An 18,650-nucleotide genomic window follows, 5' to 3' on the forward strand; every position below is an offset into this window, starting at 1 on the left:
ATATGGAAAAGGAACTCTCCGAGTATAGGATTGTACGCATTTTAGCTGAAGAGGTATGTCAGCGGATCGCCCGCAAGACTATTCGTGACCTCCAACGCATGGCGTCTAGTGACGGTCTGCTCTCCGGGGAAGACTCGGGCCTAAACAATACCTGGGAGGAAATTTGCGTTCAGCTCCAGGATGAAGAGTCCTTATATTGGAATACATATGAATTTACTATTCATGAGTTGGTCAGCGCCTATGTCACGGAATTGCCAGAGTATGAGCGTGATGCGGTTTGGTTGATAACCCAAGCAGGTGAGGAGCGGGATTGTGAGCTTGAAGAAGAGCGAGATCCTGACCCCGTGTGGAACGGCGATATAGTCACTCATATTGTGGACTGCGTAATTACCTTAGGCAATGATTGGAGCAATCGCCGGATTCGGGCATTTTTAAACCGCCGATATGCCGCTATTTAGATGAGGGCTGACTTGAAGAATAAGCGCAAGAAAAAACAAAGATGACCACCGTCGGCCAAAAAGAACGCCAAACCCAGGCGCAGGTCATCAAATTATTCCGGGAGCAACTGGGCTACGAATTTTTGGGCAATTGGAGTGACCGGGAAGGGAATCGCAATATCGAAGAGGGTCTATTGCGGTCCTGGCTGGCCAAGGGGGGTGTCTCCAACGCCCTTATCGCCCGCGCCCTCCATCAGCTCGGCAAGGCCGCCGCCCTGGGGGAGGGAAAACACCTCTATGACGCCAACCGGGCCGTGTATGATTTGCTGCGCTACGGGGTGAAGGTCAAGGAAGGGGCGGGGGAACATCACCAGACCGTGTGGTTCATTGACTGGGACCACCCGGAGCAAAACCACTTCGCTATTGCCGAAGAAGTCTCCATCCGGGGCGAGCATACCAAGCGTCCCGATATCGTGCTCTATGTCAACGGCATCGCCCTGGGGGTGCTGGAGCTGAAACGCTCCACCGTGGCGGTGAGCGAGGGTGTCCGCCAGAACCTGGATAACCAGAAAAAAGCTTTCATCCGCGGTTTTTTTATACCAATTTCATGTAATTTTGCACTGTATAGGTCTAATTTAAACAAACACTTACAACCTTAATAAATTGCATTCTTTTGTCAAATTGGTATTACCACCCTGCAACTGCTCATGGCCGGCAATGATAGCGAAGGGCTGCGCTACGGCACCATCGAGACGCCGGAAAAACATTACCCGAGCTGGAAGGAAGAAAGCGATATTGAGAACGCCCTGGACCGGCCGTTGCTTCAACTTTGCAACAAGCCCCGTTTTCTAGAACTCATCCATGATTTCATGGTCTTCGATGCCGGGGTCAAGAAGACCTGCCGCCACAATCAATACTTCGGGGTCAAGGCGGCCCAACAGAGCGTGCGCAACCGGCAGGGAGGCATCCTCTGGCACACCCAGGGCTCCGGCAAGTCCCTCACCATGGTGTGGCTCGCCAAGTGGATACGGGAGCATATAGAAGACGCCCGGGTGCTCATCATCACTGACCGCACCGAGCTGGATGAGCAGATCGAGGGGGTGTTCCTGGGAGTGAACGAAGCCATCTACCGCACCCAAAGCGGCGCCGACCTGATGACCCAACTCAATGCCACCACGCCCTGGTTACTATGCTCCCTCATCCATAAATTCGGCGCCAGTGAAGAGACGGCCACCGAGGCCTTTATCGAGGAACTGGAAAGGAGCTTGCCCTCTGATTTCCAAGCCAAGGGCCAGCTCTTCGTGTTTGTGGACGAGTGTCATCGCACCCAGTCCGGTAAGCTTCATCGGGCCATGAAGGCCCTGCTGCCCCATGCCCTGTTCATCGGTTTTACCGGCACCCCCTTGTTAAAGGCCGATAAGCAAAAGAGTATCGAGGTCTTCGGCCCTTACCTCCATACCTACAAGTTCGACGAGGCGGTGCGCGACGGCGTGGTGCTGGACTTGCGCTATGAGGCCCGGGACATCGACCAGAACTTGACCTCGCCCCAGCGGGTGGACCAGTGGTTTGATGCCAAGACTCGGGGGCTCTCGGATCTGGCCCGGGTTCAGCTCAAGCGGAAATGGGGCACCCTGCAAAAGGTGCTCAGCTCCTAGTCGCGCCTGGAGAAGATTGTGGCCGACATCCTCTTCGACATGGAGACCCGGGACCGGCTGATGAGCGGCCGGGGCAATGCCCTGCTGGTCTCCAGCAGCATCTACCAGGCCTGCAAGCTCTATGAACTGTTTGCCCAGACTCCCCTGGCGGGTCAATGCGCCATTGTCACCAGCTATAAGCCTTCGCCTAACGATATCAAGGGCGAGGAGAGCGGCGAGGGGCTGACGGAGAAACTGCGCCAATATGACATCTACCGAAAAATGCTGGCCGATTGGTTCGAGGAGCCCGAAGACAAGGCCATGACTCGGACTGAAGAATTTGAAAAAGCGGTCAAGGAAAAATTCGTCAAAGCGCCGGGGCAGATGAAGCTCCTTATCGTGGTGGACAAGCTTTTGACCGGCTTCGACGCCCCCTCGGCCACCTATCTTTATATCGACAAAAAGATGCAGGACCATGGCCTGTTCCAGGCCATCTGCCGGGTGAACCGGCTGGATGGAGACGACAAAGAATACGGCTATGTCATCGATTACAAGGACCTGTTCAAGTCCCTGGAGGGGGCCATTGGCGACTACACCGGCGGCGCCCTGGAGGGCTATGACCGGGCGGATGTGGCGGGCCTGCTGGAAAATCGCCTGGAGAAGGGCCGGGAACGACTGGAAGAAGCCCGGGAGGCGGTCAAGGCCCTCTGTGAGCCAGTAGCGCCTCCCAAAGACACGGGGGCCTATCTGCATTATTTCTGCGCCGCTGATACGAGCGACCAGGAGGCCCTCAAGGACAACGAGCCCAAGCGGATCGCCCTCTACAAAGGGGTGGCGGCCCTGGTGCGGGCCTTTGCCAATCTAGCCAATGAAATGCCGAAAGCCGGTTACCGCAGTGCTGAAATCGAGGCCATTCGGCAAGAAGTGGACCACTACGAGAAGGTCCGCCATGAGGTGAAGCTTGGCAGCGGCGACTACGTGGACATGAAAGTATTCGAGCCCGCCATGCGCCATCTGCTGGATACCTACCTCCAGGCCGAGGATAGTAAAGCGATTTCGGCTTTCGATGATCTGGGTCTGGTGGAGCTGATTGTGGAGCAGGGACTAGGGGCCTTGGACAGGCTGCCCAAAGGGATTCGCGACAACCCCGAGGCCATGGCCGAAACCATCGAGAACAATGTGCGCAAGTTGATTATCGATGAGCAGCCGGTGAATCCCAAATATTACGAGAAAATGTCCCAATTGCTGGATGCCTTGATTCAGGAGCGCAAGGCCCAGGCGTTGGCATACCAAGAATATCTCAAAAAGCTGGTGGAATTGTCCGGCAAGGTGAAAAAGCCTACCGCGACTACTGCCTATCCCACCTCCCTGGACACCCCGGCCAGGCGGGCCCTTTACGACAACCTTGACCACAATGAAGCGCTAGCGGTCAAGATCGACACTGCTGTGCGTTACACTAAGAAGGACGACTGGCGGGGTAACCGCTTCAAGGAGCGGGAAGTGGAAAACGCTATTCGGGAAGAACTCGGCGAGTATGCAGTGAAAACACCCGAGATCTTTGAACTGGTGAAAAATCAGCGTGAATACTAAACGCCATTTTATTGAGGTCAGCGGCCTTCGGGTGGAAGTGGTGCGCAAGGCCATCAAAAATTTGCATTTGGGCGTTTATCCGCCGGCCGGCCGGGTCCGGGTAGCGGCGCCCCTGCGAGTGGATGACGAGGCTGTTCGCCTGGCGGTGATCTCCAAGCTAGGTTGGATTCGCCGCCAGCAGGCCCGCTTTCTCGAACAGCCGCGCCAGTCTCCGCGGCAGATGGTCACCGGCGAAAGCCACTATTTTCAGGGGCGGCGCTATCGTCTCCACGTTATCGAGGAAAATGCCGCCCCCAGGGTGCAGTTAAAAGGGAACACCGCCCTGGAATTATTCGTGCGGCCTGGGACCGATGCCGCCAAGCGCCAAGCGATTCTCAATGAATGGTACCGCCGGGAACTGAAAGTCCTCGTGCCGGATCTCATTGCCCGGTGGGAACCGGTGATAGGCGTTCAGGTGGCCGAATGGGGTATCAAGAAAATGAAGACCAAATGGGGCACCTGCAATATCGTTGCGCGGCGGGTTTGGCTCAACCTGGATTTGGCCAAGCACCCTTTCCGGTGCCTGGAGTACATCCTTGTTCATGAGATGGTGCATCTGCTAGAGCGATACCATAACGATCGCTTTCGGCATTTAATGGACCAATTCCTCCCCCCATGGCGCCTGCGGCACGAGGAGTTGAACCAAATACCATTGGCCCATGAGCATTGGGAGGATGAGTGAGGCTAGATGCTAAAGGGGGAGGATAGATTTTGTTAAGGCCTCTATTCAGTACTATAATTTGGTACTGAATTTAAGTGGCGCCATGAAGCTCAATAAGAAGCAAAAACGAACGCTTGAGGCTATCTTTGCTCGCCCAACTCCCCATTTGCAGATTGCCTGGCAGGATATTGAGCAGCTGATGCTGGCCTGCGATGGGAGAGTGTTAGAGGGAAGCGGCTCAGCGGTGCGCTTGTTATTAGGCGAACGGCGCGCTTATTTGCATCGTCCCCATCCTCATAAAGAGGCCAAGGCCTACCAAGTCAAAGCGGTTAAGCATTTGTTAGAGGCAGCGGGGATCACTCCGGCCACAGTGAGGTAGTTGATGAACAGACTTTTTCATAAAGGCTATTACGGGAGTGTGGAATACAGCACCGAGGATGACGTGCTCCATGGGCGCGTGCTCAATATCAACGATATCGTGACCTATGAAGGCACGACAGTATCCGAAATTAAGGCCAGCTTCGTGGAGGCTGTGGAAGGCTATTTACAGATGTGCGCCGAGCTTGGGGTGCCACCAGATAAGCCCGCCTCGGGCAAATTCAACGTGCGCATCGATCCCAGCTTACACCGCAGGGCTCAGGAGAAGGCGGCGGCGTTGGATGTGAGTCTCAATGATTTGGTGGCCAAGGCTTTGCGGGAGTATATTGAGGATCGGCTGAGCCCTTAATTTCTCATCCTGGATGATCGGTAAGGGGCTGGGTGATCACAGGATTCAATTGCCCTCCCTATTCTCCGAGACTGGCAGGAATTGCTGCCGTCGCCGGGCCAACTCCGCCAGATTCGAACTGATTTTGCCATTTAAACTATCGGCTGGATAGTTGCCCTGTTCGTCGGCTTCCCCGGCAGGCAGACCCGTAAGCATTTCCATGGCTTGATCGATGGTATTGAGCGGGTAAATATGCAATTTGCCAGCCTCCACAGCATCGATGACCTCCTGGCGCAGCATCAGGTGCTGAACGTTCGCCGCGGGGATGAGCACCCCCTGCTCCCCGCTAAGATTACGGCTCCGACAGACGTCAAAAAAACCTTCGATCTTTTCATTAACTCCGCCAATGGCCTGAATTTGGCCGTGCTGATTGACTGATCCGGTGATGGCCAGCGACTGCTTGAGGGGCACCTCGGCGATGGCAGAAAGCAGAGCGCACAGTTCCGCCGCTGAGGCGCTGTCCCCTTCGACCTCGGCATAGGATTGCTCGAACACCAGACTCGCCGATAGGGAAAGCGGTTGAGTGCGCGCATAGCGGCCTGCCAGGAAACCGGCCAGTATCAGCACCCCTTTGCTGTGCAGGGGTCCACCCAAGGCCACTTCGCGCTCGATATCGATAACCTCGCCCTTGCCCATGTGCACTCGTGCCGTGATCCGGTTGGGTCGTCCGAACAGCAAGTCGCCAAACGGCGTCACGGCTAGTCCATTGATCTGGCCCACCTTAGCGCCTTCCGTGTCAATCAAGATCAGATCGCGCTGGATCAGTTCCTGGGCCCGCTCATACTGACGGCTCGCCCGATAGCGCTGGGCATCGATGGTCCGCTGTACATCCTTGACCCCTACCGCATCATGACCATTCTGGCGCGCCCAGTAATCAGCTTCCCGCATCAGATCGGCCACGCTGCGCATATGTATTGACAGCTTCTGCGCATCGCCGGCCAGCCTTGAGCTGTGTTCGATCACCCGCGCTACGGCAGCACGATGGAACGGTCGTAGCTGGTCCTTTTGGGCCAAGGTCCCCAGTAGCCGGGCATACAACTGGATATTTTCGTCGCCCCGATCCATGTCGATTTCGAAGTCTGCCGGTACCTTGAATAATTCTGCAAATTCCGGATCTAGAGCATTCAGCAAATGGAAGAATAGGGGGGGACCTAATAACACCACCTTGATGTCTAGAGGAATAGGCTCGGGTTCCAGGGTGACGGTGCTGATCAACCCCATCATTTCTTGTGGCGACTCGATGCGGATTTCCTTGGACTGGAGGGCCCGCTTTAATGCCTCCCATACAAAGGGTTGTGGCAGCAATTTATAGGTATCCAGGATTAGATATCCGCCATTAGCCTGGTGCAGTGCGCCCGACCTGATCAGATTGAAGTCCGCAATCAAGGCGCCCATCTGGGCCAGATGCTCGGTCCGGCCGATAACATTTTGGTGAGTGGGATGGTCCTCGGATATGACTGGAGCCCCCTCTGAGGGATCGTGTTTCACCAGCACATTGACCCTATAGCGGCGCAGCAGTGCCGACTCCATGATTGATTTGGGAATCGGTGCGCCGGCTGGCCCCATCGGTTGCTTGGGTTGCTTTTGTTCGTGTTCTTCACGCTGCAACTTCAGCAGTTCCTCAGCCTGAGCCACCAGATCCCCCTTGACGGCCTCTAGATAGCTGAGCACTCGGGGATGATCCTCGTAGTGGGAACGCAGCTCATCAATCAAGGGTTCAACCGCCTGTTCGGCTGCCTGATGGTTCAGTTCCTTGAGCTCCCGGCGGGCCTGGCGTTGCGCGCGAGGGGTCTCCTCCATAATCCGTTGCGCTTCCTTCTCCATCTCCTGTGCCGCCGCCTGGAACTCCTGGCGTCGTTCTTCCGACAATTTCTGCACCTCCTCTGGACTCATCGGCTTTCCATGGGGATCCAAGGGAGCAAAGACCAGTCCGGCTGGAGTCTGCATAAAGGTTAGACCCCGTTCCCGGGCTTTTTGCTGGAGTTCCTCAACGACCTTTTGTTGTTGTTCGGTGAATCTTTCCTGCAGCGATTGCCGCCGCTGGCGGTATTCATCGCTCTCAAAAGCGCCGGATAGTGCGCTTTGTACATCTTCCACCAGTTGTTCCATGTCATCGCGCAGCTGCGGTCCCTTGCCGGTAGGCAGCCTGAGGGCAATGGGTTTATGGGGTTGGTCGAAATTATTGACATAACACCAGTCATCCGGAGTTGGCTCCTCTGGTGCCCGCTGCTCTAGAAATTCCCGCACCAGGGTTCGCTTGCCCGCACCTGACGGGCCAAGTACGAAGACATTGTAGCCTTCCTGATTGATGTCAATCCCGAACCGTACCGCCTCTACGGCTCGCCGCTGGCCAATGATCTCGGTCAGTGATTCCAGTTCCTCGGTGGTTTCAAAGGAGAACTGCTTGAGATCACAGGCGTGATATAAGTCGGACGCATTAAGTTCTGGCAATCTCATTGTTGGCTGCTCCTGGTTTTTTTTCGTTAGGGAATTTCTATCCCGCACTTTCTTATGGCGGCGGCGATACGGTTGATACTAACCAAAAGGGTCTGGTGCAGTGTTCCGCGCTGGTTCTCAGGGATTTGCTGTCGGCCGGTTTTTTGCCCCTGTGTATTCCAATTAAGTCTAGAGTTTTATATAAAACCTTCCAGCCTCCGAAAGTCGCTTACCCTTCAGCGTGAAGTGTTAATGTCAATATTTCACCAGGATAGAGTGTTGTAAATTACCGAAAAACCCCAGCACCTACAGTAGGCTGATAAATAGCTTGATTGAGAGACAACAGAGATAAAAGCAGTAAAGAATCTACGCCGGAATTCAGCTCTGAACTGCCAAAAAAACAAAACTTGGAGGTGCCCCCCGCAACTAAGAGTATTGCCCCTCTCTGCGGCGATTGGTTTATTTATTGGATTTACCGTACCCACTTGGTATCGGGAACGTCTGTTAATTAAAGAAGTGACCGATCTGAGGTAATCTGATTATGTCCTACCAAGAAACTTTTCCTTGGGTTTTCTTTCTTATCGTCCACCTTTCATGCTTCTATCAATCCAAGCACTGTTAATATCGGCTTAACCAATCCATGATTAGTCTGTAAGAAATAAATAATACTAATCCCGTGGTTAAGATAAACAACAATCCAAGTACTAAAAACCAAAATCGATATAAGCGAACTTTAATTCGAGCAAACCACCCGTCTTCTGGCTCTATTTTTCTCGGAATATTTTGAAAATTCGATATCAATACATAGATGCAGAGAAACCATACAAAGCCCACAATAGAAGGTATCAATAGGATATCTTCATCACGGGAGCTTGAGCTGACCGCTATAGTTACCGCGACAACTAATAAAGCAATTGAAATGATTAGCGCTGGCCACTTCAATGGACTGATAAAAATGGCTAGTTTGTTTAGTTTTTCAATCATTTATAGCATCTCCCTAAAATGAGGGCGGGGTGGCAATCAGGCGTTAAACTTTGATCCTTTATTCTCTCGAGTACTTATAAATTTTGCGCTTGATGTTCGAGCAAAGACAAGGTGGGTGCGAGCCCTGATCCGAGTCTCACTCTCCTTGATGTTATTCCGGCTTCCCATTGCACTACGTTATTGAGAAGCCAACATAGTGGTACTGCTTTGTTTTCTGAAAGGCAACTTTTTAATAGCATAGGGGTGTCAACAGATTCATTGCTTTCCCTATAAAAAAAATTGCAATTCAGAAAGTTAAATTTTAAAGCGGAGAAGCTGGCATACTGGTTGCTCCTGATCTTATTAAGAGCGGGCAATAGCTTTAAAGGCGAGAGCCAAAGTATTGCGCTTGATTGAACAGCTTTAATGTTCACCGATTAGGAGGACAAATCATGACTCATTTGGTAATCAAAGATCTAGAGAGGAACGAAGCACTTGATAAAAAAGCAATGGCCCTTGCTATCAAAGGCGGTAAGGGTAGAGCGTCTAGCATTATCTATCCCCGTCCGGGACCCACGTTTCCTGAGCCAGGGCCTACCTTTCCTGGACCGACATTCCCCGATCCAGGGCCCACATTTCCCCGTCCGGGACCCACGTTCCCTAATCCCGGACCCATTTTTTGATTTTAATTAGAGAACTGATGTTTTGCTCTATTCACCCCTATCAAACGAGGAGGATACGGCAATGACATACTTAATTGTTAAGGATTTAGAAAGGCACGAGGAACTTGATAACAAGACTATGGCCAGCATGCGGGGAGGGTCTCTCGCCATAGGCGGCCTGGTGGGAGGGATAACCGCGGCGGCGTTGGGCGAGAAAGTCGGCGAGACAGCCGCCAAACTCTGGCTTCACTATGGGGAAGGCAAGGAATGGGAGGACCTTCCTTGATATTCATTCCTACGAAAAATCTGATCGAAAAAAGCCCTGTTTCTTTGAACGGGGCTTTTTTCGATCATGGTCAACAGTTGGGTAATTTTCGTGATGTTTTGATAAAGTAAGGCCAGCACTGTACAGGGCATGATGCTGGAGGAGGGGTGTTGCAGTCAAATTCTATTCCAACGCTTATTGATCTGATCCGCCATGGTGAGCCGGTGGGAGGGCGCCGTTACCGAGGGCATCTGGATGACCCCCTGAGTGAAAAGGGTTGGTCCCAAATGCGGGCTGCTGTCGGCGAGCATTGTCCTTGGGATCGGATCATTAGTTCTCCTCTCAAGCGCTGTGCGGAATTTGCTTATGAACTTAGCCAGCGCCAGGGGCGACCTTTGCAATTGGAGGAACGGTTAAAAGAGATTAGTTTTGGCGCCTGGGAAGGGTACACTGCCGCTGAAGTCATGGCACGGGAGACCGAGGCTCTCCGTCGCTTTTATGAAGATCCTGTACGGCATACGCCGCCGGGCGCGGAACCCCTTTTGAAATTTCGAGATCGGGTTATTGCCGCTTGGGAAGAATTGCTGAGCCGCCATAGTGGAGAGCATTTGCTGGTGGTTGCCCACGCGGGAGCGATGCGGATGGTGATACGCCATGTGTTGGGTATGCCCCTAGAAACCATCTTTCGTATTCATGTTCCCAATGCTGGCATCAGCCGGATTCAAATCGGGGGTAATGGCCCAAGAGCGGGGTCGCAACTGATATTTCATGGGGCCAGTCTTTAGCCGAATAGGGTGGAAGGGCAGTCTGTCTCTGCTCCCGATAAGTATCTCGGCAAAAATTTTGGGAGGAATGGGGTCGTTTTCGTTCTGTTCAACCGCTCTACAGGCCGACAAGTAGCATATGCTAGGCGCACGAAGAGGAAGGATGAGAGGCAGGAAAACCAACCCCTTACCTGTTTTGTTAAGTTCGCTGGTGGGCAATTTCACGCAAGGTGGCGACCTCTAGCCCAGCTTCTCCCGCCAGTTGTAAGGCCCGTTCCAGGCGGGCGGGCGCTGATCGGCCTGTACATTTATGTTGGGGGTCCGCCTCAATAGCGGCCACCATGCCTTCAATAAGCCGTTCTCGGGGAAGGGAGGTTCCCGCCAGCCACTCCTGAAGGTCCAGGACATCCTTCGCTACCCTTTTGGCCAGGTCCTGATGCTGGTTCCAGAGGGTGGTCACATCGCCTCCGGTGATGAGCCCGGCAATGTTCACAGTCAAGATATAGACATTCTTGCGCACTAGCTCAAAGAGGAGTTCTGCTTCTGTGGTCAGAACCTGGGCGGGGATGGTCAATGCCTTTAAGGACGAGGCCAGCAGGGGGGCTCCCGGGCCATGAGCCGGAGAAGGGAGCAAAATTTTAACATCTTGCCCTGCTTTTTTCTCAAACCAGACTGAAATAACGGTCAAGTCAGTAAATGGGTAGGGTTGCCAGTCCCGGGGTAGAAGCTCGTTTTGCAATAGGGCTAGCCGGTTTTGCCAGGGCCCTGGTATTTGCTTTAGTATCGGGTGGAGATCCGCTTCTGCAACGGCGACTAAGACCAGGGCTGGGTAAGGCACTTCCTGGGCGACCTCCTCCAGGGCCAGATCCCGAGGGACGGGGTAAACCGGATGCCCCAAGCGCAGGAAGCCTCGGGCGAATACTCCGCCCATTTCGCCGATACCGATAATCACAATAGGTGGTTTCATTGTTTTTTAACTCTCATTCTGCACTAAACCTCCTTTCATGATAACGGTATGGGCGATAAATGTTGACAGTGAGGCGCCATTTCCCTAGATTGCCCAGCTCACTACAGGTGCCCCGATCCTGACCAGGGGTTAAACGGGAAGTCGGTCAAAAGCCGACGCTGCCCCCGCAACGGTAGGCAAGATAGAGACTGGTTACTAAGCCACTGCGGATTTTCGCGGGAAGGCGATCAGTACTGGCGGATATTGTGATTTCCGCCACTTGCGAGCCCGGAGACCGGCCTAGAGTGCCATGCGATGTTGCGGAGGGCGACGGTGCTGGGTGACTCCCTTTAGTCCCCTCTGTTGTCTTCCTCTTCACCGTGCCTGTAATGATTTCCGTGCGGGTGTGCACGGTCCCAGAGGAGAGAGACCGTTGAAAATATTTTCAGCGTTTGGACTAGGCAGCTTAGCCATTTTGGGGTTCCCGGCCTATGCTGATGAGCCACCGACCCAAAAAATCTTGGAGCCCATAGTGGTGACGGCGACCCGTACCCAAACTCCAGTGCGCCAGGTAGGGAGCGCCGTGAGTGTCATCACCGCCGAGGATCTCGCCCAGCGGCAAAGAATGCCGGTATTGGAGGTGTTGCGGGGTTTGCCGGGAGTCGATGTGGTCCAAAGTGGGGGTTTAGGGCAGCAAACTTCGGTATTCTTGCGGGGGGCCAACGCCAACCATACTTTGGTGCTCATCGATGGGGTAGAGGCTAATGATCCCAGTAATCCCGGTGGACTCTTCGATTTTGCCAACTTGCTAACGGATAATATCGAGCGCATTGAGATTTTGCGAGGACCGCAAAGTACCCTTTATGGTTCTGATGCCATTGGCGGAGTCATCAATATTATTACCAAGAAGGGGAGCGGCAAGCCCCAGCTAACAGCCCGTGCCGAAGGCGGTTCTTTCAACACCTTCAAGGTGACCGGCGGCATCAACGGAGGGGGTGAGTTGATCAATTACAGCTTGACCGGGGCTCGCCTGGAAAGCGAGGGCATTTCAGCGGCTGATTCCCGGCTAGGCAATTCTGAAGAAGACGGCTATCGAAATACCACCTTTGCAGGGCGTTTGGGTCTGACCCCTGGACCAAATTTTTCCCTGGATGTCACTCTGCGCTATAACGATGGGCATACGGAAATTGATGGATCCACAGTAGATGCCTTGGGCCGCTTCTTGCCCATTGATGATCCGAATTCGACTCTGGATACGGAGCAGCTTTTTCTTCGAGGCCAGGGGCGGCTCACCTTATTCGAGGGATTATGGGAGCAAATGCTAGGGATCTCTTTTACCCACCACGATAGGGAAAACAAGGATCGGCCGGATCCCCAGAATCCCTTCCCCTTTCCAGGCGCCTTTAAGGGTGAAAAAGTCAAAGTGGATTGGCAAAACAATGTGTACCTTTCTAGAAGCCATACTTTGACTTTGGGGATTACCACAGAAGAAGAGCGACTGGAGATCGAATCGCCAACTTCGACACTTCCCCGGAAAACCGCCCACACCACCGGGTACTATCTGCAAGAGCAACTGGATTTATGGGACAGGCTGTTTCTTACCGGGGGGGTGCGCCTGGACGACCATAATCGTTTTGGTTCCAAAATCACCGGGCGAGTCACCGCTGCACTGGTATTAGACCCTCTTGGCACCAAGCTCAGAGGCAGCTACGGAACGGGCTTCAGAGCCCCTTCTTTGTCCGAGCTGTTTGATGATCGCTTCAATACCACTACCATGGACACCCGGTTTGAATTCAACAATCCAGACTTGGACCCTGAAGAAAGCGAGTCTTGGGAAATTGGGGTGGAGCAATCCCTTTGGAGTGATCAGCTGGTCTTGGGGGCGGCCTATTTTGACAATGAATTTACTGATCTCATCCAATTTAGCCAAGTGGCTTCTGATAAGTTCCAACTGATTAACATCGCCGAGGCTGAAGCTCGAGGCTGGGAGGTTTTCATGGCCTTGACCCCCCTTGAGGGGCTGACCTTACGGGGAGACTATACCCAAATGCGAACCAAAGACAGGCAAACCGGCGAGTTCTTGGTTCGGCGTCCTGAACACAAAGCGGCTGTCAATGTGAATTACCATTTTCTCGGCAAAGCGAACTTCCATCTTCAGGTGCTCTATGTGGGTAGCCGGCAAGATGTGGGAAATATTCCCTTATCCAGCTATACGGTGGTTAATCTCGCTGCTTCCTACGATTTAACCGACAATTTTCAATTATTCGCCCGGGTGAATAATCTTCTGGATAAGCAATATCAGGAAGTTTTCGGATTCGGCACACCGGGTCTCTCCGGTTTTGGGGGCGTCAAGCTTTCTTTTTGACCGCTCTAGCGGCAAAAATTGCCGGTTTGCTTGCTAGGGAGGGGCTGTTTCTTCGGCTGACAAAAGGGATGGGGTTGTGTTTTAAATGGGGAGAATTGAGCAAATGAAGAGGAGGCAAGCCTATCCGTTTCGGGCAATGACCTTGCCTAGGAGGCGCTAATAAACCGCCCGTAGGCTGGAGGTTAAGCGTCGCGTATATCCGGCAAAACAATACTTGGTATGTAATTTGCCTGTAGCCTTATGGTTACATTCGGAGAATTTCGTGATGTCAATCCCGGTCGTAATGAACCCGCTCACCACTTCCGCTTTTCCCCAGGCCAAGGAGCCCGCCCAGGAGATTTCTTCGAATCCGGAATTTAAACCCTTTGGAGAGGATGGATTGACTTTTGGTGATCTGCTGGATGTGGTCAATCCCTTGCACCACTTGCCGGTGGTTGGCAGTTTTTACCGCGAGCTTTCCGGGGATACTATTGATCCGGCTTCCCGGCTAGCGGGTAGCGCCCTATTCGGCGGTCCCATCGGGGCAGCGGTGGCCGCCGCCAATGTGGCTCTTGAGCACTTTAGTGGCGATGATATCGAGGGACATGTGGTTGCTCTCTTGCACCAGGAGCCAAGAGAGGAGGTTTTGTCCCAGGCGGCGGTATCGATTGAGTCGGTGGCTTCTTCCCTGGATGCCGGCCCGCTTAAATCGCAGGGACCGGAGGAAAGTCTCACCGCAGGATTGGAAAATGCCTCTGTCCAAGTAGCAAGCCGGGGTGTTGCCCCGGCCAATGAGCGCTATAGCCATCGCCCTGGGGGGTGGCTGGTCGGTGCTGCCCATGCCGGGATTGATGCCTACCGTGAGGCGCTGACGGCGAAGAAAGAGGACCCGCTTACCATTAATAAGACGGTTTGAGTTGTGGGTATAATATAGAAGTTAATGTTTTCGTCTTCCCTTTAGGGGGAGTACTTCACGACCAGGGTAGCAGGGGTTAACACGTGGATTTTAAAGGTAATTCGGACTATCGCCATGACGCGCCTGGTTGCACAGGGGTGCTAGTGACTAGCTTAGGGACCCCGGAAGCCCCGACGGCTCTTGCGGTACGGCGCTTTTTGGCGGCATTTTTGTCTGATCCTCGGGTGGTGGAGATACCCCGTCCCCTGTGGTGGTTGATTCTCCATGGCATTATCTTGCGGGTCCGGCCCTCCCGGGTGGCGCGCCTCTATGAAAGCGTTTGGCGTGAGGATGGGGCTCCGCTACTGAGCTTTGCCCGGCGGGTGGGCAGTGCTCTGCAGGAGGAACTGGATACCCGGGGTGGTCCCCTCAAGGTGAGCTTGGGAATGCGCCATGGCACCCCTTCGATTGAAGAGGCTTTGGAACAATTGCGTCAAGCCGGGGCCCAGCGGCTGTTGGTTTTTCCCCTTTATCCCCAGTATTCGGGCAGTACTACCGGTTCCGCCTTTGATGCGGTAGCCCAGGTTCTTTCCACTTGGCGTTGGATACCGGAGCTGCGGATGATCACCCAGTATCATGATCACCCTGGCTATTTGGAGGCCTTGGTGGAGACTATTCGGCGCAGTTGGGAGGAAGCAGGGCGTGGAGAGCGTTTGCTCTTTTCCTTCCATGGTCTGCCGAAGCGTTATTTACTGGCCGGCGATCCTTATCACTGCCACTGCCATAAGACCGCCCGTCTGTTGGCAGAACGCCTAGGGTTGAAAGAAGGGGAGTGGCAAGTGGCTTTCCAGTCCCGTTTTGGCCGTGAAGAATGGCTCAAACCTTATACCGATCACCTTTTGCGGGAGTGGGCTGAGGGTGGAGTGAAGCGGGTGGACATCGTTTGCCCGGGTTTTGCCACCGATTGCTTGGAAACTTTGGAGGAAATTGACCAACGGAATAGGGAGTTATTTTTAGAGGCGGGAGGGAAAGAATATCACTACATCCCTGCCCTTAACGATGAGCCTGCTCATATCCGCGCTTTGGCCGACTTGGTTGAACAGCATATTCAAGGGTGGCCAGAGGCAAGCTCGGTTTGGGATGAAGAGGCGGTGACGCAAGCGGCTAAAATAAGCCGCCAACAGGCCCTGGCTCTGGGGGCCAAACAGTAACCGAAAAAGGGGGGGCGGTTGTGCAGGTTAAGGGTCACGGATAAGGGTGCATACCAGGGTTCGTTTTTTCCGTGGCCCATCGAATTCGCAAAAAAAGATATTTTGCCAGGTTGACAATCCCAGCTCTCCCTCGATAATAGGAATAGTTTCTGAAGGGCCGATGAAACCGGCCTTGAGATGAGCATCGCCATTGCCGTCTTGGCGATCATGTAACCACACTCCCCGTGGGATCAGTTCCTGGAGGCAGTGAATCACATCCGTGCGTACGCTGGCGTCCCAACCTTCCTGAATCATCAGTGCCGCAGTTGCCCCCTGGGCGTAAAGTGCTGCAAGGCCGTTGTCGATACCGCTTTCTTTTACTGCCTGCTTGACAGCTTCAGTGATATCTACCAACTCTTCTCGATAATGAGTCTGGAGCTCAATCAACCGCCGCATGTTCAGTACCTAAGTGTGATAAAACTATGAAGTATACATTCCCCGCCATCATCGTCCATGGGGGAGCAGGCCGGATGGCTGATCATCATATAGAAGCAAGCCAGGTGGGATGTCAAGAAGCGGCGCTCGTGGGCTGGCGCCTGCTGCTAGAGGGTGGCTCGGCTTTGGATGCGGTCCAGATGGCGGTGGAGAGTTTAGAAAACAACCCCCTCTATAATGCGGGGACAGGATCAACACTCAATAGGGTTGGGGAAATTCAAATGGATGCTTCCATCATGGAGGGTTCCTCCCTGGCTGCTGGAGCAGTAGCGGCCATAGATCGTATTCGCAACCCTATTCGGCTTGCCCGCAAGGTGCTGGATAGGGGCCGAGAGGTGCTCTTAGTCCGAGAGGGTGCCTTGAGCTTTGCTAGAAAAGTGGGCATTGAACTATGCGCCAATGGGGAATTGATTGTGGAACACCAGCGCCAGCGCTGGGAGAGAAAGCACGGTACCGTGGGGTGTGCCGCTGTGGATCAGCTAGGGCGCAGTGCGGCAGCCACTTCAACGGGGGGGTTATTCGATGCTTTACCGGGCCGGGTCGGGGATTCGGCCTTGATTGGTTGTGGCACTTATGCCAATTGCTTCGGCGCGGTGTCTTGTACCGGTATTGGAGAGGCGATTATTCGCACCGTGTTGGCAAAGACGGCGATGGGAGAGCTACAGGCGGGTTATCATCCCCTGGTTGCGGTACAACGGGCCCTGGCTGTTCTGGTGAGAGGAACCCATAGTGAGGCAGGTCTTATTATCGTCGATCGTAAGGGAAGGGTGGGCTATGCCCACAATACCTCCCACATGCCTGTCTGTTGGTTGTCCAATGACGGTCAATGGGGTCTGGATATTTAATGGGGATTATTTTTGAAAACTATTAGATGTTGCGCACCTTCTTTACCTCAATGTTAGGGCGTCCTTTTGGGTGGGTTTTGCAAAGGGTAATGACAATGAGAGCTCGTCGACAAATGTTGTAGGATATCCAGCGGGAAGTTGACATTACCCAACGCTGGATTGGTAAAGAAGCTCTCGACAAGCGGGTTATGGAGGCCATGAAAGCCGTGCCGCGCTATGAATTTGTGCCGGATGAGCTCCGTCCCTATGCCTATGATAATGGCCCCCTTGCTATTGGGCATGGACAGACCATTTCCCAACCCTATATCGTCGCTTTAATGACTGATCTTTTAGAACCCGCCCCCGATGATATCATCCTGGAGGTAGGCACAGGTTCGGGATACCAGGTGGCGGTTCTCTCTAAGCTAGTCAAAAAAGTTTACACTATTGAAGTTATTGAGGAATTAGCCCAACAAGCAGAGGCTCGGTTGTGGCGGCTGGGTTATACCAATGTCGAAGCCCGAGTCGGCGATGGTTATTTTGGGTGGCCGGAGCAGGCGCCCTTTGATGGAATCATAGTGACTGCGGCGGCACCTTCTATTCCAGCGCCACTGATTGAGCAGCTCAAGGTAGGTGCACGATTGGTGCTTCCCCTGGGAGTGAGCTTTGATCAAGAGCTTATGGTGATAGAAAAGAAGGAAAATAACGAAATCGATACACGTAGTATATTCAGGGTATCTTTTGTGCCTTTAACCGGAGAGCATCAGGAATATTCCCCCTAATGTGGGAATGAAAAGGCCACAAAATAGGCAATGTCTGCCATCGATATCCCGACGCCTTGGCGAACTGCCGCCGAACAGATCTTAAAGCAGCAATGGCATCGAATCCTAGTGCTTGGGGCGACCGATCGGGGTAAAAGCACCTATTGCGCTTTTCTAGGGCAGACCTTGTCTGCGGCAGGCTTTAGGGTGGCCTTTGTGGATGCCGATGTGGGGCAGAAAGATGTTGGCCCCCCGGCGACCATTTCCCTCGCCTATCTTGATGAGGCGCTTGAACTTAGCCAGGCACCACTGGCTGCGCTCTATTTTGTGGGGGCTGTTTCTCCCATAGGGCATTTACTGCCGGTGGTGGTGGGAACCAAACGGATGGTGGAGCTTGCACAAGCTCCTTTTGTGATCATTGATACCTCTGGTTTGGTCACCGGCAGTGGCAGGGTACTTAAGACCTTCCAGATTGATTCCTTACGCCCTCAGGTTATCGTGGCGCTAGAAAAAGAACAGGAGCTGGGTCCTATTGTGAGGGCCTGTCGCAATTATAATGTGATCCGGCTTCGTTCCTCGCCCCAGACAAAAGCAAAGTCTATTGATATCAGAAGGGCGGCCCGCGAACAAGCGTTTCGGACCTATTTTGAAGGTGCCAGAGAGCATCGCTTACGGCTCAGGCAGTTGGTGGTTCAGCGAGGCTTCGTCTCCGTTAGGCTTGCCCATCATCTGCTTTGTGGCTTGGCTGATTCTCAAGGGGAGGGGTTGGGATTGGCTATCGTTCGGCAAGTGAATTTTCGCCGCGGTACGGTTTCACTCCTAACGCCTGTTGCAAGGCAAGCAATTCGCATATTGCAACTTGGGAGCCTTTATCTTAGTTCTGATGGGTGTGAGTTGTCTTCCCCTTTCCAGGGGGATAAGTCACCGGCTAAATGAAAAATTAAATGGCTAGAGGAAAGTTGGTACTCAGTGAGCAAA

19 protein-coding genes and 1 riboswitch are annotated in these 18,650 nt (G+C 53.4%); of the genes, 15 read left to right on the forward strand and 4 right to left on the reverse strand.

The genetic code is table 11. The annotated features are described in order from the left end of the window. Positions 1 to 2: 2 nt before the first annotated feature. From NHAL_RS19685 to NHAL_RS05140, 7 genes are all read left to right on the forward strand, one after another. Positions 3 to 458, forward strand: a complete 456-nt coding sequence (locus tag NHAL_RS19685; protein ID WP_013032108.1) for a hypothetical protein — start codon at positions 3 to 5, stop codon at positions 456 to 458. A gap of 41 nt (positions 459 to 499) precedes the next feature. After that, a complete protein-coding gene (locus NHAL_RS21775; RefSeq protein ID WP_238985444.1) occupies positions 500 to 1,096 on the forward strand; it encodes a type I restriction endonuclease in 597 nt (198 codons plus the stop codon). A gap of 48 nt (positions 1,097 to 1,144) precedes the next feature. Continuing rightward, complete coding sequence (locus NHAL_RS21780; protein WP_238985445.1) at positions 1,145 to 2,092, forward strand: DEAD/DEAH box helicase family protein; 948 nt, start codon at positions 1,145 to 1,147, stop codon at positions 2,090 to 2,092. 18 nt (positions 2,093 to 2,110) lie between these two features. After that, positions 2,111 to 3,661 carry a type I restriction enzyme subunit R domain-containing protein gene (locus tag NHAL_RS21785; protein WP_238985446.1) on the forward strand — a complete coding sequence of 517 codons (1,551 nt, stop codon included), beginning with the start codon at positions 2,111 to 2,113 and terminating at the stop codon, positions 3,659 to 3,661. Then, the gene (locus NHAL_RS05130; protein WP_013032109.1) at positions 3,651 to 4,382 is read left to right on the forward strand and encodes a M48 family metallopeptidase; all 732 of its coding nucleotides are present in this window, start codon (positions 3,651 to 3,653) and stop codon (positions 4,380 to 4,382) included. The genes NHAL_RS21785 and NHAL_RS05130 overlap by 11 nt, the downstream gene beginning before the upstream one ends. A gap of 82 nt (positions 4,383 to 4,464) precedes the next feature. Continuing rightward, positions 4,465 to 4,740: a type II toxin-antitoxin system HicA family toxin gene (locus NHAL_RS05135; protein ID WP_013032110.1), complete on the forward strand. Its 276-nt coding sequence runs from the start codon at positions 4,465 to 4,467 to the stop codon at positions 4,738 to 4,740. Between the two features lie 3 nt (positions 4,741 to 4,743). Further along, a complete protein-coding gene (locus NHAL_RS05140; protein WP_013032111.1) occupies positions 4,744 to 5,088 on the forward strand; it encodes a type II toxin-antitoxin system HicB family antitoxin in 345 nt (114 codons plus the stop codon). Positions 5,089 to 5,133: 45 nt separating this feature from the next. Here the strand turns inward: NHAL_RS05140 and NHAL_RS05145 are convergent, their stop codons facing one another. Together NHAL_RS05145 and NHAL_RS05155 are read right to left on the reverse strand one after the other, a co-directional pair. After that, positions 5,134 to 7,584: a Lon protease family protein gene (locus tag NHAL_RS05145; RefSeq protein WP_013032112.1), complete on the reverse strand. Its 2,451-nt coding sequence runs from the start codon at positions 7,582 to 7,584 to the stop codon at positions 5,134 to 5,136. A gap of 597 nt (positions 7,585 to 8,181) precedes the next feature. Beyond that, on the reverse strand, positions 8,182 to 8,547 hold the full coding sequence (locus NHAL_RS05155) for a hypothetical protein (RefSeq protein ID WP_013032113.1): 366 nt from the start codon (positions 8,545 to 8,547) through the stop codon (positions 8,182 to 8,184). A 723-nt stretch (positions 8,548 to 9,270) separates the two neighbouring features. On the opposite strand from NHAL_RS05155, the gene NHAL_RS05165 reads away from it, so the two are divergent. Both NHAL_RS05165 and NHAL_RS05170 read left to right on the forward strand, forming a co-directional pair. Beyond that, positions 9,271 to 9,474: a hypothetical protein gene (locus NHAL_RS05165; protein ID WP_013032115.1), complete on the forward strand. Its 204-nt coding sequence runs from the start codon at positions 9,271 to 9,273 to the stop codon at positions 9,472 to 9,474. Between the two features lie 146 nt (positions 9,475 to 9,620). Continuing rightward, positions 9,621 to 10,238, forward strand: a complete 618-nt coding sequence (locus NHAL_RS05170) for a histidine phosphatase family protein (protein ID WP_013032116.1) — start codon at positions 9,621 to 9,623, stop codon at positions 10,236 to 10,238. Positions 10,239 to 10,416: 178 nt separating this feature from the next. Here NHAL_RS05170 and NHAL_RS05175 read toward each other — a convergent pair whose 3' ends face one another. Continuing rightward, the gene (locus tag NHAL_RS05175) at positions 10,417 to 11,184 is read right to left on the reverse strand and encodes an NAD(P)-binding domain-containing protein (protein WP_013032117.1); all 768 of its coding nucleotides are present in this window, start codon (positions 11,182 to 11,184) and stop codon (positions 10,417 to 10,419) included. 88 nt (positions 11,185 to 11,272) lie between these two features. Continuing rightward, a riboswitch (cobalamin riboswitch) is annotated at positions 11,273 to 11,481 on the forward strand. A gap of 115 nt (positions 11,482 to 11,596) precedes the next feature. Between NHAL_RS05175 and NHAL_RS05180 the strand changes: the two genes are divergently transcribed. From NHAL_RS05180 to hemH, 3 genes are all read left to right on the forward strand, one after another. Continuing rightward, positions 11,597 to 13,528 (forward strand): TonB-dependent receptor plug domain-containing protein, encoded by a 1,932-nt coding sequence (locus NHAL_RS05180; RefSeq protein WP_013032118.1) that lies wholly within the window; start codon positions 11,597 to 11,599, stop codon positions 13,526 to 13,528. A 265-nt stretch (positions 13,529 to 13,793) separates the two neighbouring features. Continuing rightward, complete coding sequence (locus tag NHAL_RS19690) at positions 13,794 to 14,423, forward strand: hypothetical protein (RefSeq protein WP_013032119.1); 630 nt, start codon at positions 13,794 to 13,796, stop codon at positions 14,421 to 14,423. Positions 14,424 to 14,506: 83 nt separating this feature from the next. Then, positions 14,507 to 15,613, forward strand: coding sequence for a ferrochelatase (hemH, locus tag NHAL_RS05190; protein WP_013032120.1), 1,107 nt, complete (start codon positions 14,507 to 14,509; stop codon positions 15,611 to 15,613). A 27-nt stretch (positions 15,614 to 15,640) separates the two neighbouring features. On the opposite strand, the gene NHAL_RS05195 is transcribed toward hemH, so the two are convergent. Further along, entirely contained in the window at positions 15,641 to 16,048 is a 408-nt protein-coding gene (locus NHAL_RS05195; protein ID WP_013032121.1) for a secondary thiamine-phosphate synthase enzyme YjbQ, read from the reverse strand. 26 nt (positions 16,049 to 16,074) lie between these two features. On the opposite strand from NHAL_RS05195, the gene NHAL_RS05200 reads away from it, so the two are divergent. The 3 genes from NHAL_RS05200 (at position 16,075) to NHAL_RS05210 (ending at position 18,608) form a co-directional block, all read left to right on the forward strand. After that, on the forward strand, positions 16,075 to 16,932 hold the full coding sequence (locus NHAL_RS05200; RefSeq protein ID WP_041354659.1) for an isoaspartyl peptidase/L-asparaginase family protein: 858 nt from the start codon (positions 16,075 to 16,077) through the stop codon (positions 16,930 to 16,932). A gap of 125 nt (positions 16,933 to 17,057) precedes the next feature. Continuing rightward, complete coding sequence (locus NHAL_RS05205; RefSeq protein ID WP_238985497.1) at positions 17,058 to 17,693, forward strand: protein-L-isoaspartate(D-aspartate) O-methyltransferase; 636 nt, start codon at positions 17,058 to 17,060, stop codon at positions 17,691 to 17,693. A 30-nt stretch (positions 17,694 to 17,723) separates the two neighbouring features. Then, entirely contained in the window at positions 17,724 to 18,608 is an 885-nt protein-coding gene (locus NHAL_RS05210; RefSeq protein ID WP_013032124.1) for a Clp1/GlmU family protein, read from the forward strand. Positions 18,609 to 18,650: the final 42 nt, after the last annotated feature.

The organism is Nitrosococcus halophilus Nc 4 (assembly GCF_000024725.1).
In the GTDB taxonomy this organism is placed as follows: domain Bacteria; phylum Pseudomonadota; class Gammaproteobacteria; order Nitrosococcales; family Nitrosococcaceae; genus Nitrosococcus; species Nitrosococcus halophilus.

Bases quoted from the DNA above. Each gene is read 5' to 3' on its own strand.
- NHAL_RS19685 (WP_013032108.1), top strand. From the start codon at position 3: ATGGAAAAGGAACTCTCCGAGTATAGGATTGTACGCATTTTAGCTGAA.
- NHAL_RS05165 (WP_013032115.1), top strand. From the start codon at position 9,271: ATGACATACTTAATTGTTAAGGATTTAGAAAGGCACGAGGAACTTGAT.
- NHAL_RS05195 (WP_013032121.1), bottom strand. From the start codon at position 16,048: ATGCGGCGGTTGATTGAGCTCCAGACTCATTATCGAGAAGAGTTGGTA.
- NHAL_RS05210 (WP_013032124.1), top strand. From the start codon at position 17,724: ATGTCTGCCATCGATATCCCGACGCCTTGGCGAACTGCCGCCGAACAG.
- NHAL_RS05145 (WP_013032112.1), bottom strand. From the start codon at position 7,584: ATGAGATTGCCAGAACTTAATGCGTCCGACTTATATCACGCCTGTGAT.
- NHAL_RS21780 (WP_238985445.1), top strand. From the start codon at position 1,145: ATGGCCGGCAATGATAGCGAAGGGCTGCGCTACGGCACCATCGAGACG.
- NHAL_RS05135 (WP_013032110.1), top strand. From the start codon at position 4,465: ATGAAGCTCAATAAGAAGCAAAAACGAACGCTTGAGGCTATCTTTGCT.
- NHAL_RS05200 (WP_041354659.1), top strand. From the start codon at position 16,075: ATGAAGTATACATTCCCCGCCATCATCGTCCATGGGGGAGCAGGCCGG.
- NHAL_RS21775 (WP_238985444.1), top strand. From the start codon at position 500: ATGACCACCGTCGGCCAAAAAGAACGCCAAACCCAGGCGCAGGTCATC.
- NHAL_RS19690 (WP_013032119.1), top strand. From the start codon at position 13,794: ATGTCAATCCCGGTCGTAATGAACCCGCTCACCACTTCCGCTTTTCCC.
- NHAL_RS05175 (WP_013032117.1), bottom strand. From the start codon at position 11,184: ATGAAACCACCTATTGTGATTATCGGTATCGGCGAAATGGGCGGAGTA.
- NHAL_RS05155 (WP_013032113.1), bottom strand. From the start codon at position 8,547: ATGATTGAAAAACTAAACAAACTAGCCATTTTTATCAGTCCATTGAAG.
- NHAL_RS05140 (WP_013032111.1), top strand. From the start codon at position 4,744: ATGAACAGACTTTTTCATAAAGGCTATTACGGGAGTGTGGAATACAGC.